Annotated in this window: 13 protein-coding genes; 6 read left to right on the top strand and 7 right to left on the bottom strand. The window is 72.4% G+C overall.

Going from position 1 to position 13,627, the window contains the following annotated elements:
• On the top strand, window positions 1-1,592 hold a 1,592-nt coding region (locus TR48_RS43780; RefSeq protein WP_042373597.1), incomplete at its 5' end, for a polarized growth protein Scy-related protein.
• Window positions 1,593-1,715: 123 nt separating this feature from the next.
• Window positions 1,716-2,651, top strand: coding sequence for a coiled-coil domain-containing protein (locus tag TR48_RS30985; RefSeq protein WP_042373595.1), 936 nt, complete (start codon window positions 1,716-1,718; stop codon window positions 2,649-2,651).
• A gap of 178 nt (window positions 2,652-2,829) precedes the next feature.
• Here TR48_RS30985 and TR48_RS30980 read toward each other — a convergent pair whose 3' ends face one another.
• Together TR48_RS30980 and TR48_RS30975 are read right to left on the bottom strand one after the other, a co-directional pair.
• Entirely contained in the window at window positions 2,830-3,576 is a 747-nt protein-coding gene (locus tag TR48_RS30980) for a class I SAM-dependent methyltransferase (RefSeq protein ID WP_042373594.1), read from the bottom strand.
• A 226-nt stretch (window positions 3,577-3,802) separates the two neighbouring features.
• Window positions 3,803-4,597 carry an alpha/beta fold hydrolase gene (locus TR48_RS30975; RefSeq protein ID WP_042373592.1) on the bottom strand — a complete coding sequence of 265 codons (795 nt, stop codon included), beginning with the start codon at window positions 4,595-4,597 and terminating at the stop codon, window positions 3,803-3,805.
• 69 nt (window positions 4,598-4,666) lie between these two features.
• On the opposite strand from TR48_RS30975, the gene TR48_RS30970 reads away from it, so the two are divergent.
• Window positions 4,667-5,647: an ABC transporter ATP-binding protein gene (locus TR48_RS30970; protein ID WP_042373589.1), complete on the top strand. Its 981-nt coding sequence runs from the start codon at window positions 4,667-4,669 to the stop codon at window positions 5,645-5,647.
• Window positions 5,648-5,649: 2 nt separating this feature from the next.
• Window positions 5,650-6,408 carry an ABC transporter permease gene (locus tag TR48_RS30965; RefSeq protein ID WP_042373587.1) on the top strand — a complete coding sequence of 253 codons (759 nt, stop codon included), beginning with the start codon at window positions 5,650-5,652 and terminating at the stop codon, window positions 6,406-6,408.
• Window positions 6,409-6,419: 11 nt separating this feature from the next.
• On the opposite strand, the gene TR48_RS30960 is transcribed toward TR48_RS30965, so the two are convergent.
• On the bottom strand, window positions 6,420-6,749 hold the full coding sequence (locus TR48_RS30960; protein ID WP_042373613.1) for an Rv1322 family protein: 330 nt from the start codon (window positions 6,747-6,749) through the stop codon (window positions 6,420-6,422).
• A gap of 241 nt (window positions 6,750-6,990) precedes the next feature.
• Between TR48_RS30960 and TR48_RS30955 the strand changes: the two genes are divergently transcribed.
• Window positions 6,991-8,244, top strand: coding sequence for an LLM class flavin-dependent oxidoreductase (locus TR48_RS30955; protein WP_084729904.1), 1,254 nt, complete (start codon window positions 6,991-6,993; stop codon window positions 8,242-8,244).
• 63 nt (window positions 8,245-8,307) lie between these two features.
• Here TR48_RS30955 and TR48_RS30950 read toward each other — a convergent pair whose 3' ends face one another.
• On the bottom strand, window positions 8,308-8,700 hold the full coding sequence (locus TR48_RS30950; RefSeq protein ID WP_042373585.1) for an SCO5389 family protein: 393 nt from the start codon (window positions 8,698-8,700) through the stop codon (window positions 8,308-8,310).
• A 361-nt stretch (window positions 8,701-9,061) separates the two neighbouring features.
• Between TR48_RS30950 and nucS the strand changes: the two genes are divergently transcribed.
• Window positions 9,062-9,721, top strand: coding sequence for an endonuclease NucS (nucS, locus tag TR48_RS30945; RefSeq protein ID WP_042373583.1), 660 nt, complete (start codon window positions 9,062-9,064; stop codon window positions 9,719-9,721).
• 25 nt (window positions 9,722-9,746) lie between these two features.
• Here nucS and TR48_RS44550 read toward each other — a convergent pair whose 3' ends face one another.
• From TR48_RS44550 to TR48_RS30930, 3 genes are all read right to left on the bottom strand, one after another.
• Window positions 9,747-12,059 (bottom strand): superantigen-like protein SSL4, encoded by a 2,313-nt coding sequence (locus TR48_RS44550; protein ID WP_052443191.1) that lies wholly within the window; start codon window positions 12,057-12,059, stop codon window positions 9,747-9,749.
• 131 nt (window positions 12,060-12,190) lie between these two features.
• On the bottom strand, window positions 12,191-12,523 hold the full coding sequence (locus TR48_RS30935; protein WP_042373581.1) for an STAS domain-containing protein: 333 nt from the start codon (window positions 12,521-12,523) through the stop codon (window positions 12,191-12,193).
• A gap of 239 nt (window positions 12,524-12,762) precedes the next feature.
• Window positions 12,763-13,620 (bottom strand): 3-hydroxyacyl-CoA dehydrogenase family protein, encoded by an 858-nt coding sequence (locus tag TR48_RS30930; protein ID WP_084729903.1) that lies wholly within the window; start codon window positions 13,618-13,620, stop codon window positions 12,763-12,765.
• Between the last annotated feature and the right edge of the window lie 7 nt (window positions 13,621-13,627).

Genomic DNA, 13,627 nt, shown 5'->3' with positions numbered 1-13,627 from the left:
AGGCCGCCAAGGTCCTCGCCGACGCCGAGGCCAAGGCCGCCGCCGACCGCGCGCTCTTCGACGCCGAGCTCACCGAGCAGCGCACCGCGGCCGAGCTGGCGGCGGGCGAGATCAGGGACGCCGCCGAGCGCGAGGCCGCACAGGTCCGGCAGCTGGCCACCACCGAGGCCGCCCGCGTGCGCGCCGAGGCCGCGGACGACCGCGAGCGGGTCACCGCCGAGCTGGCCACGCTGCGTGCCGAGGCCGCCGAGGCCTTCGCCGAGGAGCGGGCCAGGATCGAGGCCGAGCGCGAACAGAACGAGCGCGACGCCGCGACCCGCATCGCCGCGGCCGAGGACGAGGCCGCGGAGATCCGCCAGTCCGTCGCCGGCCTGTACGAGCAGGCCGAGGCGCAGACCACGCAGACCCGCGCCGACGCCGAGCGCGAGGCCGCGCAGATCCGGGAGCTGGCCACCACCGAGGCCGCCCGCCTGCGGGCCGAGGCCGAGCAGATCCGCGAGGAGGCCGAGCGGGAGTCGCGGCGTCTGCGCACCGAGGCCGAGGAGCTGCGGGCCCGCGCCGCCGAGGACTCCACCCGGGCCCTCGCCGAGGCGCAGGAGCTCGCCGAGTCGGTCACCGCCGACGCCGAGACCGCCGCCCTGGCCACCACGGCCGCCGCGGAGGAGCAGGCCGACGCCATGGTGTCGGCCGCCCGCAAGGAGGCCGAGCGGATCACCGCCGAGGGCGCGGCCGAGGGCAGCGCGCTCGTCGAGCAGGCCCGCCGCGACGCCGACCAGATGCTGGTCGAGGCGCGCGGCGACGCCACGCAGATCCGCGAGCGCGCGGAGGAGCTGCGCGAGCGCACCCACGCCGAGATCGAGGCGCTGCACGAGCGGGCCCGCAAGGAGTCCGCGGAGGCGCTGCGCGCGGCGGGGGAGCGTGTGGACAAGCTGATCGCCGACACCGCCGAGCAGCTCGAGGCCACCAGGGCCGAGGCCGAGCGCGAGCTGGCCGTGGCCAAGGAGAAGGCCGCCGAACTGCAGGCCGAGGCGTCCGCCGAGGCCAGTAAGGTGCGCATTCAGGCGGTCAGGAAGGCCGAGAGCCTGCTGAAGGAGGCGGAGGCCCGCAAGGCCGACGCCGACGCGGCGCTCGAAGCTGCCCGCGAGGAGGCCGAGCGGCAGCGCGCCGAGGCGGCCGAGACCGCGGAGAAGACCCGTCAGGACGCCGTCGAGGCGGGCGAGACGGAGCTGGCCCGTGCACGGGCCGAGGCCGAGCAGACCGTCGAGGAGGCGAGGTCCGAGGCCAAGCGGATCACCGACGAGGGACGCCGGGAACTCGACGAACTGGTCAACCGGCGTAAGGACATCAACACCGAGATCGCCCGTGTCCAGGACGTCCTCCAGGCCCTCGAGGCCTTCGAGGCGCCCTCGTCCACGGGCAAGCCCAGCGGGGGATCGGGCGGCGCCGGAAACGGCGCGGCCCCAGGGGCGAGCAGGGCCAACGGGGACAGCACGAACAGATCGGGTGGCGGCCGCGGAAGCGCCCCGGCGGGCGTGGGCGCGGGGGCAACCCGTCCGGGTGGCAAACGTGCCGGCACGCAACCACCCGATTGAGCGGACATTCTCCACTCTTCATCGGCTTTCCGCTGATGACACACCGAATCCGTGTCAGGATTCGCCCTATCACCTCACCTCAACCATCCGACTCTCCGGGCATACGACAGGAACTCCACCCCTATGAGCGACACACACTCTCCGCACGGCTTCGACGTTGTGCGCCGCGGGTACGAGCGGGCTCAGGTCGACGAGCGCATCAGCAAGCTGGTCACGGACCGCGACGGCGCCCTCAACCGGATCGGCGCGCTGGAGAAGCGCATCGAGGAGCTGCACCTCGAGACGCAGACGGCACAGGCACAGATCACGGACGCCGAGCCCTCCTACGCGGGCCTGGGCGCCCGGGTCGAGAAGATCCTGCGCCTGGCCGAGGAGGAGGCCAAGGACCTGCGCGAGGAGGCCCGTCGGGCCGCCGAGCAGCACCGTGAGCTCGCCGAGGCCGCGGCCCAGCAGGTCCGCAGCGAGGCCGACGGCTTCGCCAAGGACCGCAAGGCCAAGTCCGAGGAGGAGGGCGCTCGTATCGTCGAGAAGGCGAAGAGCGACTCCGCGCAGCTGCGGGCCGAGGCCGCGAAGGACGCGCAGAACAAGCGCGAGGAGGCGGACGCCCTCTTCGAGGAGACCCGCGCCAAGGCGGCCCAGGCCGCGGCCGACTTCGAGACCAACCTGGCCAAGCGCCGCGAGCAGTCCGAGCGTGACCTGGCCGCGCGTCAGGCCAAGGCCGAGAAGCGCCTCGCCGAGATCGAGCACCGCGCCGAGCAGCTCCGCCTGGAGGCGGAGAAGCTCCGTACGGACGCGGAGCGCCGCGCGCGCCAGACGGTCGAGACCGCCCAGCGCCAGGCCGAGGACATCGTCGCCGACGCCAACGCGAAGGCGGACCGCGTCCGCAGCGAGAGCGAGCGCGAGCTCGCCGCGCTGACGAACCGTCGCGACAGCATCAACGCCCAGCTCACCAACGTCCGCGAAATGCTCGCCACCCTCACCGGTGCGGCCGTTGCCGCAGCCGCCGCCCCCGACGACGACGTCATCGGCCGCGGCGTCCCGGCCCAGCAGACCCGCTGACGCTTCACACGCTCTCCGGCAGCTGCGCGTTCAGCCAGATGCACTATCAGGTAGCTGCGCTATCAGGGGCGCGAGGAACTGCGCGACAAGCCACCGCGTGTGGTCAGTCGCTCAGCGAGCAGGGCCATCCGCACCGGGTGGTCACTCGCGCAGTTCCCCGCGCCCCTGACGCTTGCGGCTAGTCGCGCCGGAAGAGTGCGGTCCACAGGAACGGCACGCCGAAGAGCGTGGATTCGGGTGGTGTCGCCCGCATGCGGCGCAGTTCGACCTCTTCGAACTCGGAGAAGATCCAGCGCAGCGATTCGGGGGTGTAGGCGAGGCCGCCCCCCAGGTCGCGTTCGCGGTAGAGCTCGGCGTCGGTGTGTTCCGACCCCATGCCGCCCTCGCCGGCGGCGAAGGCGGTGAGCGCGAGATGGCCGCCGGGAGCCAGGACGCGGTCGAGGAGGGACAGGTAGCTGACGCGGCGGTGCGGCGGCAGGTGGTGGAAGCACCCCGAGTCGACCACGAGGTCGTACGGACCGGTCAACTCGGCGTCGGGCAGGGCGAAAGCGTCGCCGCAGCGGAAGCGGACGCCGACGCCGGCCTCGCGCGCCCGCTCCTCGGCCCACGCGACGGCCACGGAAGAGAGGTCGACGGCGTCCACCTCGAAGCCGTGCGCGGCGAGGTACACCGCGTTGCGGGCCGCCCCGCACCCCAGGTCCAGAGCCCGCCCGGCAGCGACGAGACCCCGGTCGAGATACGTGGCCAGGTTCTCGTCCGGCTTCGCCGCGAAGAACGGGACTGGCCTCGACCGGTCGGTGTAGAAGCGGTCCCAGAAGCCCCTCCCGTCACCCGTCGCGAGGCGACCGCCTGCCTCGGATGCGGATGCGAAGAGCCCGTCCAGCAGCGCCAGAACGTCCTCGACGGTACGTACGGTCCGGTCCATCCGGCCCCCCTTTCCCCTCCCTCGATCCTAGGAACGATCGGGGCGAAAGGCCAGGTCAGACCGCACGCGGCTGGGGCGCGAGCGGCTCGCTGCCGCCCCGTGGCGACGGCCGGGAGCCCTGTTGTCCGGCCTCGACCCCGCGGTCCGCCCGACCAGCTGTCCCGGGCCGGGAGAGGGCGGTTCCGAGCGGCGCCCGGGAGACTTTTTCGACGGGTTTCCCTCTGCGCTAGTCGATCCGTGCGAGCAGGCTGCGGACGGCCGTGTTGAAGGCCTCGGGGACCTCCAGGGCCGAGAGGTGGCCCGCGCCCGGAAGGATCGTCAGGTCGGCGTGGGGCAGCGCCGCGGCGAGGGCCTCCGCCTCCGGGACCGGGGTCAGTTCGTCCTCGTCGCCGACGACGACGAGGGCGGGGACGTCGACCGTGCGGAGGGAGTCGAGGGAGTCCGGGCGGGCGGCCATCGCGCGCTGGGCCCAGGCGACCGAGGCCGGGGAGGCCTCGCCGATCAGCTCGGCGACGTAGTCGACCAGCTTCGGGCAGCGCTTCGCCGTCGTGCCGCCGAGCAGGGGTGCGGGGAGCTGCTCGTCCACCAGCAGGCGGACGCTGTCGCGGGCCAGGACCGCCTTCGCGACGCGCTCGCGGTTGGCGCGGGCCGTCTCGGTGTCCGCCGTGCCCTTGGTGTCGGCGAGCAGGAGGCCGGACAGCCGGCCGGGATGACGCCGGGCGAAGGCCATCGCGACGTAGCCGCCCATGGAGAGGCCGCCGAGGACCGCCTGCTCGATGCCGGCCGCGTCGAGCAGCAGGGCGACGTCGTCCGCGAGGAGGTCCAGGGAGGGGGCGTCGGCCCCGAGCTCGGTGCCGCCGAAGCCGCGGAGGTCGACGGCGAGGACGCGGGCGTCGGTGCCGTCGGACCCGGGGAGCTCGTCGAGCTGGGACTCCCACATCCGTGCCGAGAGGGGGAACGCGTGGAGCAGGACCAGGGGCGTGCCGGAGCCCGCCTCGCGCACGGAGAGTCGTTCGGTCATGGGGACAGCGTATGCACCGATCGGTGCTCCGAACCCCCATCCGCAGCGATCCTGCCCTAGGGTGAACTCATGATCGAGGTCAACGAGCTGACCAAGCGGTACGGCGACAAGCTCGCCGTGGACCATCTCAGTTTCACCATCCCGCAGGGCGTGGTGACGGGCTTCCTCGGCCCGAACGGCGCAGGCAAGTCGACGACGATGCGCATGATGCTCGACCTCGACCGGCCGACCTCCGGATCGGTCCGGATCGACGGCAAGCAGTACGGCCAGCTCCACGAGCCGCTGAAGTACATCGGCGCACTGCTGGAGGCCAAGGCCGTGCACCCGGGGCGCACCGCCTACAACCACCTGCTCTGGCTCGCGGCCAGCAACCGGATCCCGACCCGGCGGGTGGACGAGGTGCTCGCCCTGGTCGGGCTGACCGCCGTCGCCAAGAAGCGCTCCGGCGGGTTCTCGCTCGGCATGGGCCAGCGGCTCGGGATCGCGGCGGCGCTGCTCGGCGACCCGAAGATCCTGATGTTCGACGAGCCGGTCAACGGCCTGGACCCGGAGGGCATCATCTGGGTCCGCAACCTGATGAAGTCCCTCGCGGCCGAGGGCCGCACGGTCTTCGTGTCCTCGCACCTGATGAGCGAGATGGCGCTGACCGCGGACCACCTGATCGTGATCGGCCTGGGCCGGCTCCTCGCCGACATGCCGATGAACGAGTTCATCGACCGGAACTCCCGCTCCTTCGTGCGGCTGCGGACCCCACAGCCCGAGCGGTTGCTGGACATGCTCTCCGCCAACGGCATCACCGCGCTTCAGGACGGCGCCGGCGCGTGGGAGGTGGAGGACGGCGACATGGCCCGCATCGGCGACCTGGCCGCCGAGCACGGCGTGGCGCTCCACGAGCTGAGCCCGCAGCGCGCCTCCCTCGAGGAGGCGTTCATGCGGATGACGGCGGAGGCCGTCGAGTACCAGACCGGCGCGCCGGCGCTGCAGCCCGCGCAGCAGCAGGAGCCAGAGCCCGCGGCCGCCTGGGGCGCGGGCTGGAAGAAGGAGAGCTGACGATGTTCCCGGTACTGCTCTCCGAGTGGATCAAGGTCAGGACAGTCCGGTCCACCTTCATCACGCTGCTGCTCACGCTCGTGGTCACCGTGGGTTTGGGCGCGGTCGTCTGCGCCGTGCTCGCCTCGACCTGGGACACCCAGCCCGCGGCCGAGCGCGCCAACTTCGACGCGACGGGGTCCAGCTTCAGCGGCATCGCCCTGGGCCAGCTCGCGCTGATCGTCTTCGCGGTGCTCATCGTCACCAGCGAGTACAGCACGGGCATGATCCGCGCGACGCTCGGCGCGGTGCCGCAGCGCCTGACGTTGATGCTCGCCAAGGTCCTGACCGTGGTGGGCCTGGTCGGGGTCGTCTCGCTGCTGACCGCGTTCATCAGCTTCTTCCTGGGCCAGGCCCTGCTCGGCAGCCACCGGACGTCCATCTCGGACCCGGGGGTGACCCGCGCGGTCTTCGGCATGGCGATCTACATGACCCTGCTGGCGCTGCTCTCCGTGGGCGTCGCCTTCATGGTGCGGCGCCCGATCCCGGCGCTGGCGATCCTGATGCCGTTCTTCTTCCTGATCTCGCCGATCCTCAACGCGGTCCCGAAGGTGAAGAACGTCGCGCACTTCTTCCCGGACGTGGCTGGCCGGCAGCTGTACTCGGTGCACGGGAACACGGACGTGCCCTACGGCCCGACAGCGGGCTTCTTCATCGTCCTCGCCTGGTCCCTGGGCTGCGTGGTGATCGGCTACCTGCTCTTCGCCCGCCGCGACGCGTAGCGCGTACCGGCTCAGTACCTCGGAGCGCCGCGTCCCCGCAGCACGTTGGGGGCGCGGCGTTCGCGGTTGGACCAGCAGGCGCGGTGCCAGTGGCGCCGGTCGTCCACTCCCCCGGCCGCACCCATGGAAAGCGCGGGCCAGGCCACGACGTGGCCGACGCCGGGCGGGATCTCCTGGTCGCAGCCGGGGCAGCGGTAGGACTTGCCGCTGTCGCCGGCGACCGCGCGGACCCTCCAGTCCTCGTCGCCGTAGCTCTCGGTCCGCTCCAGCCAGGTACCGCCGGTAACCGCACGGGCGTTCTTCGGTTCGTCCCCATGGGGACGACTTCGGCGAGGAGACATCATTCCCCCTAGGTGGGCGGCATGCTGGTCCCTCAAGGGTAGTGGAGCGGGTTGTGCGGGCTTCCGTACGCGCCGGGGGTGGCTTTTACCACAGCGGCCCGAATCCTGCCAGGGCGCAAGGGCAAATCCACCCGTTATCACGTCGATGCCCGGATTCCGCTGTGCCCGTGGCACATGACGTGAGTTACTCCTGTGGTAGTCGCGGGGTCGAAGTTCCTCGCGGGGCCAAGGAGTTGATTCCATGTCCGCCGTGCACGCCAGCGCCGCGCCCACCCTCGCGCCGTACAAGCTGCCCCGGCAGCGCAGCGCGCGGCGGGTACCGGGCGGGCTCAGCACCGGAGTCTTCCTGCTCTCCGCCCAGTTCCCGGGACAGGGCCACGCCGAGGCGCTGGAGCGCACCGTCTCCGCCACCATGGCCGCCGAGCAGGCGGGTCTGGACAGCGTCTGGCTCGCCGAGCACCACTTCGTGCCCTACGGCGTCTGCCCGGACGCGGCGACGCTCGCGGGGCTGCTGCTCGGCCGCACCCGGCGGGTGCGCATCGGCACGGCGGTGAGCGTGCTGCCGACGCACCACCCGGTGCGCCTCGGCGAGCAGGCCGCGCTGCTGCACCTCACCTCCGGCGGACGGTTCACGCTGGGCGTCGGGCGCGGCGGGCCGTGGGTGGATCTCGCCGTCTTCGGCGGCGGGGCGGAGGCGTACGAGCGTGGCTTCCCCGAGTCACTGGATCTGCTGCTGCGCTGGCTGCGGTCCTCCCGCGTCGGCGCCTCCGGCCCGCGCTACAGCTTTCCCGAGGTCAGCGTCGTCCCGCGGGCTACGGAGCAGCCCTTCCCCACACACCGCACCGGCCGCCAGGCCGGAGGGGCGGCGCGCCCGGGACGCCAGGCGGGCCCGGCGCAGCACGCCTTCGCGGAGACCTCCACGCCCTCCCCGGCGGCGGCCGCGTCCGGTGCACGGACGGCCGGGGGGCCGCCCGTGGTGGTCGCGTGCACATCGCTCGGCACCGTGCGGCTGGCCGCGCAGCAGGGCCTGCCGATGCTGCTCGGCATGCACTCGGGGGACGAGGACAAGGCGGAGATGGTCACCGCCTACCGCGCCGCCGCACTGGAGGCCGGCCGCACGCCGGACCAGGTGGCCCGGATCGAGGCGGAGCACGTGGCCGCCGGCGTGGCCCAGGTCGCCGACCGGACCGCCGACGCGCGCTCCCGCCTGCTGCGGGCCATGCCGGACTTCCTGCGCTTCGGCCTCGGCGCGCACCGCACCGTGGACGGGCGCGAACGCCGGATGCGCGATCCGGAGCAGTACACCGAACTGCTCTGCGACCTGCACGCGGTGGGCACCCCCCGGCTCTGCGCAGACCGGCTGCTCGCCACGCACGAGCGCACGGGCATCCGACGCTTCGCCCTGTTGGTGGAGGGCTCCGGCGACCGGGCCGAGACGGTGGCCAACATCGCTCGACTAGGTGCGGAAGTCCTCCCCCAACTGCCGCAGGAATGAGCGCGGGATCGAACGCAGTGCGAAGCGCGGGATCGAACCGGAATCAAGCCGGGTTCGAGCCGATCAGCAGTCGCGGAGCTCGGGTGACTGGTTGAGCAGCTGAGCCCGCACCGAGGTGAACGCGGCATAGCGGGCCTCGGACTCGGGCCCCGGCGAGAAGACCGCGACCCGATGGCAGTTCTGGAAAGCGAGACGCACCCCGAAGTGCCGTTCCAGTGAACCCCTGATGGCGTCGCTCGCCATGGCGCGCAGCAGCTGCCCGCGCTCCTTCTCGGATGGCGGGGGGACCTGGTTGTCGGCGAACTCACCGCCGTCGACCTCCCGCTGGAGCGCCAACGAGCTGATCAGGTCCCAGGCATAGGGCAGGGAGGTGCGGACGCAGTCGACGAATTCCCGCTCGTCGACCTGGCCTCGTTCGGCCTTCTCAAGCAGGGCCGGTGAGACGTCGAGCGACATGGGTTCTCCTCTCGCAGGGCCCCCGGGGCGGCTCCCCCGGGGGGTGGTGCAGAGCGGAACGGTGGCACCGCTACCAGCGTCCCAGGGAACGGCCTGGCAGGGAGCGGAATGTGGCAATCTCCCTACCCTGAGTGGCCGTGACACACCGTAAGCCTCCGTAAGCAGTGACACCAGAGCACAGCGAATGGATCAAGCCAGAGTCGAAGGTGATCTGACAGTCACCATTCCACTGCGCTGAGTGGTCGTCGGTTCCTGTGAGTGACAACGCCACCGTGCGGCATCCGGTTTCCGCTTACCACCGGAAAGCCCGTCTTCCTGTGGAATCGCTTCGAATGGCCTTCGTGGGCTAGCGTGGTCGGCCGTGCGTCTCGTCATTGCCCGCTGTTCCGTCGACTACGCAGGCCGGCTCACCGCCCACCTGCCGTCCGCCCCTCGGCTCATCCTGGTGAAGTCGGACGGGAGTGTCGCCGTGCACTCCGACGACCGCGCCTACAAGCCGCTCAACTGGATGTCACCGCCGTGCTCCCTGAAAGAGGAGGACGGACGCTGGACAGTGGAGAACAAGGCTGGCGAGAAGTTGATCATCACGCTCGAAGAAGTGATGCTCGACTCCACCCACGAGCTCGGTGTAGACCCCGGTCTGATCAAGGACGGCGTCGAGGCACACCTGCAGGAGCTGCTCGCGGACCGCATGGAGGTCCTCGGCGAGGGCTGGAGCCTGATCCGCCGCGAGTACATGACGGCCATCGGGCCCGTCGACATCCTCTGCCGCGACGCCGCGGGCACGACGGTCGCGATCGAGATCAAGCGCCGCGGCGAGATCGACGGCGTCGAGCAGCTCACCAGGTACCTGGAGCTGCTCAACCGCGACCCCCTGCTGGCGCCGGTGAAGGGCGTCTTCGCGGCCCAGCAGATCAAGCCCCAGGCCCGGGTCCTGGCCGCGGACCGCGGCATCGACTGCGTCATCCTCGACTACGACGGCCTCCGCGGCATCGAGGACGACAAGCTCAAGCTGTTCTGAGCAAGGCTCGTCGCACCAGCTCTGGTCAGCCCATCGGACCGGTCGGCGTGTCCTGTCCGGTCGAGGGGGCCGTCGCGGTGCCCGTCGGGGACGCGGTCGGCGTGCTCGTCGGCGGCGGGGTGGTCGGCGGCGGCGCGGCCGACTTCGACGGCGAGCTCGGAGTACCCGTCGGGGTGGTCGAGTGGCCCGGCTGCGAGGGGGTCGACTGCGGCGGCGTCGAGGACGTCCCGGGGTTCGGCTGACCGGCCGGGCCCCCGTTGTTCTGCGTCGCGCCGGGGGCGCTCGCGGAGGCCGACGGGCTGTGACCGGCGGAGCCGGACGCGGAGGGCGACGAGGAGGCCGTCGGGGCGTCCGTGGTGGAGGGGAAGGACGGGCCCGTCGAGGCCGGGGTGTCGGCCGGGACGACGGGGTTGCCGGACGGCGGAGTGGAGCCGCCGAGGGAGGTGACCGCGACGGCGACGCCCGCGCCGAGGACGCCCATGAGGACCACCGCACCTGCGGCCAGCGCCAGTTGACGTCGGGTCGCGGGCTGGCTGCGGATGTCCAGCGCGTGTCGGCCGGTCGGGCGCGGGGCGGGGCGCGCGGACGCGACGGCGGAGCGGGAGGCGTTACGGGAGGCGTTGCGCAGCGACGTGAACGGCGCGAAGCGCCGCAGGCGGTCGTCGCGGCCGCGGGCCGAGGTGAGCGCGGTCGAGCCGGACAGGGCCAGCGCCTGGTCCAGCAGTTCGAGCACATGGCGGCCGTTGGCGGTGCCGCGCGCGTCCGCGAGCGCGCCCCGAAGTGCGACGGACGCCTCCAGCTCGGCGCGCGAGCGGTCGTACGCGCCGGCGCAGAACGTGAGCACCCCGAGCTCGTGGTGGAACCACGCCTCCTGTGGGACGGACTCGACCGCCCGCGCGGACTCCAGCCCGTACCGCAGGGCGCGCTCCCACGCGCCCCAGCGCAGCGCGAGCGCGAACGAGGGCGCGCACGCACGGGCGAGGAGGACGACCTGCTCGTGCCGGCCGGCCTCCTGGTCGGTCCGCAGAACCGCCAGCAGGACCTCGGACTCAGCCGCGATCTGAGTTTCCGTCACCGAGCCGTGCCCGGTCCACCAGGTGAAGTGCTGTGCGGCGTCGGCGAAGCCGACCGCCGGCCACTCCTCGGCGAGCAGCGCCGCGGCGCCCTCGACGAGGCGGTGCGTGCTCGCGGGGGTGGGCTCGGCGAGGCCCGCCTCCACCAACTCCTCGAGCGCGGCCTCGCCGTGGCCGACGTCGACCAGGGCGGGCAGGTGCGGCGGGGTGGGTATCTCTCCGCCGAGCGCCGAGGCGAGTTCGAGGACCTTCCGCGCCGGCTCGCCGAGACCGCGGGCGATGCGGACGGCCGGGGCGGCGCTCTCGGCGACGGTCGGCAGCGGCACCGGGTCCTCGTCCGGCTCGACCAGACCGCCCGCGAGGGCGTCGATCGCCATCTCACGGTGGCGCAGCAGCGCCGCCGCCTGGACGAAGCGCAGCGGGAGACCCTCGGACTCGAACCAGAGGTCCACGGCCCAGGCGCGCTCGCTCTCGTCGAGCGAGCGTCCGGCCAGCTTGGCGAGGAGGGCGAGGCTGCCGGCCCGGGTGAGTCCGCCGAGGCGGGACTCCTCGATGGGCGCGCCGACCGAGGGCGCCTGCGTCTCCGGGGTGGCGGCGATCAGGTAGGAGCAGTCCGGCGCGGCGCCGAGCAGGTCGTCGAGGGCCTCGCCGCCGAAGTCGACGTCGTCGACCAGGACGATCGCCCGGATGCCGGCCAGCAGGCCGGGCAGCTCGCGCCGGGAGGGCCGGTGCCCGGGAGCGCCGCCGAGGCCCTCGTAGAGGGCCTGGAGCACGTCTCCCAGGGGCTTGCGGTGGGCGCTGAGCCGAAGGACGCCGCCGGGCGTCAGCGAGGCGCAGGAGGCGGCCACGGCGTCCAGCACGGCGGTGCGGCCGGAGCCGTGCGGGCCGGTGAGCCGCACCGAGCGGCCCTGGCCGAGCAGCTCGCGCAGCCGCGCGCACTGCTCCTCGCGCTCCAGCAGGCCGGACAGGACGTAGCGGGCGGAACCCGTCGGGGCGGGCGGCGCGGCCGGCGCGGCGGGGTGCCGCTCCTGCGGCAGCGGCTCCAGGGTGGAGCCCTCGGGGCCGTTGACGGTCAGCAGCAGGGGGCCGACGACCAGCTCACCGGTGCGGGCGCTGCCGTCGGGGCGGCGCTCGCCGCCGGCCGCCTGGGCATGGCTCTGCTCGGGGACGGTGCTGACGACCGTTCCGCTCGTGCTGTTCCTGAGTACCAGCTCGCCGCCGCCACTGGGTGTGTGAGCGGATTGGTGGCCTGTGGCTTCGCCCACGTCTTCTTCCAGCCCGTCTTCCGGCCCGTACGACCGTGCCTCGGAAGGGCACGATGCGGGGGTCATTCTGCGGCACGGAAGTTACTGGTGGGGAGTGGTCGAGACCAGACCGTTACGGCAGGACCGGACCGTTACGGGATGGAGACCGGCATCGGGTCGGCCTCGGGGTAGTAGCTCTCGATCGCCAGGATGCGGTGCAGCTTGGTGGCCACCAGCAGGCGCTGCAGCTGCAGCGGGACGCCGCGCAGCACGAGCCGCCGTCCGGCGCGCCCGGCGCGCCGGTGCGTGCCCATGATGACGCCGAGACCGGTCGCGTCCCAGGAGGACAGCCCGCTCAGTTCCAGCACGAGGTCACCGACGCCGTCGTCGACGGCACGGTGCAGCGCGGTGCGCGCGTCCGCCGCGGAGCGGACGTCGAGTTCGCCCTCCACGGCGAGGTGACGGTGGTCACCGCGAATGAACATGCGGGCTCCCCTCGCTCGCGTTGCTTCTCCCGCGTTACTTCTCTCATCTGACGCAACGGCAGGCGGGTACGTTGCTGGCCACGGCGAGATCTGAAAGGAAATCACCCGTCCAGGTGAAGGAAGAATCGTTTTGCCGATGGCCGTGCGGATGTTCGTTTGATTATCGGGGACAGCGGATGCCACGTGGGCCCCTAGGTGAGCCAACTCACCTGGGGCCCACGTCACACTCGGCTGTCGGGCTACTTCTCGCCGTAGCCGTAGAAGCCCTGACCGCTCTTGCGGCCGAGGTCCCCGGCGGTCACCATCCGCGCCATGATCTCCGGCGCGGCGAACTTGGTGTCCTGCGTCTCCTCGTAGATGTTGTGCGCGGCGTGCAGCAGGATGTCGACGCCGGTCAGGTCCGCGGTGGCCAGCGGGCCCATCGCGTGGCCGAAGCCGAGACGGCAGGCGGTGTCGATGTCCTCGGCGGTGGCCACGCCCGACTCGTACAGCTTCACGGCCTCGACGACCAGCGCGGTGATCAGGCGGGTCGTCACGAAGCCGGCGACGTCGCGGTTGACGACGACACAGGTCTTGCCGACGCTCTCGGCGAAGGTGCGGGCGGTGGCCAGCGCGGCGTCGCTGGTCTTGTAGCCGCGGACCAGCTCGACCAGCTGCATCATCGGCACCGGCGAGAAGAAGTGCACCCCGACGACGTCCTCCGGACGCTCCGTCACGGCGGCGATGCGGGTGATCGGGATGGCCGAGGTGTTGGTCGCCAGCACGGCGCCCGGCTTGGCGATCTTGTCGAGCTCGCGGAAGACGCCTTCCTTGATCTCCAGCTGCTCGAAGACCGCCTCGACGACGATGTCGGCGGTGGAGGCGGCGCCCAGGTCGGTGGTGGTCGTGATCCGCGCCAGGGCGGCGTCCATCTCGTCCTGGGTCATCTTCCCCTTGGAGACGAACCGGGCGTAGCTGTCGCGGATGCCGTTCAGACCGCGGGTCAGGGCGGCGTCGGTCACGTCGCGCAGCACCACGTCGTGGCCGGCTGCGGCCGAGACCTGGGCGATGCCGGAACCCATGAGGCCGGCTCCGACGACGGCGATGCTGCTGGTCACGGTGGTG

The sequence above is a fragment of the Streptacidiphilus neutrinimicus genome (genome assembly GCF_000787815.1).
Taxonomy (GTDB): domain Bacteria; phylum Actinomycetota; class Actinomycetes; order Streptomycetales; family Streptomycetaceae; genus Streptacidiphilus; species Streptacidiphilus neutrinimicus.
Note: the sequence above shows the minus strand (reverse complement) of the source record. Positions and strands in the feature narration are given on the sequence as shown.

What these genes read in the sequence shown, in the direction of transcription:
- TR48_RS30985 (WP_042373595.1), top strand. Translation starts at nt 1,716, where the DNA reads ATGAGCGACACACACTCTCCGCACGGCTTCGACGTTGTGCGCCGCGGG.
- TR48_RS30980 (WP_042373594.1), bottom strand. Translation starts at nt 3,576, where the DNA reads ATGGACCGGACCGTACGTACCGTCGAGGACGTTCTGGCGCTGCTGGAC.
- TR48_RS30975 (WP_042373592.1), bottom strand. Translation starts at nt 4,597, where the DNA reads ATGACCGAACGACTCTCCGTGCGCGAGGCGGGCTCCGGCACGCCCCTG.
- TR48_RS30970 (WP_042373589.1), top strand. Translation starts at nt 4,667, where the DNA reads ATGATCGAGGTCAACGAGCTGACCAAGCGGTACGGCGACAAGCTCGCC.
- TR48_RS30965 (WP_042373587.1), top strand. Translation starts at nt 5,650, where the DNA reads ATGTTCCCGGTACTGCTCTCCGAGTGGATCAAGGTCAGGACAGTCCGG.
- TR48_RS30960 (WP_042373613.1), bottom strand. Translation starts at nt 6,749, where the DNA reads ATGTCTCCTCGCCGAAGTCGTCCCCATGGGGACGAACCGAAGAACGCC.
- TR48_RS30955 (WP_084729904.1), top strand. Translation starts at nt 6,991, where the DNA reads ATGTCCGCCGTGCACGCCAGCGCCGCGCCCACCCTCGCGCCGTACAAG.
- TR48_RS30950 (WP_042373585.1), bottom strand. Translation starts at nt 8,700, where the DNA reads ATGTCGCTCGACGTCTCACCGGCCCTGCTTGAGAAGGCCGAACGAGGC.
- TR48_RS30935 (WP_042373581.1), bottom strand. Translation starts at nt 12,523, where the DNA reads ATGTTCATTCGCGGTGACCACCGTCACCTCGCCGTGGAGGGCGAACTC.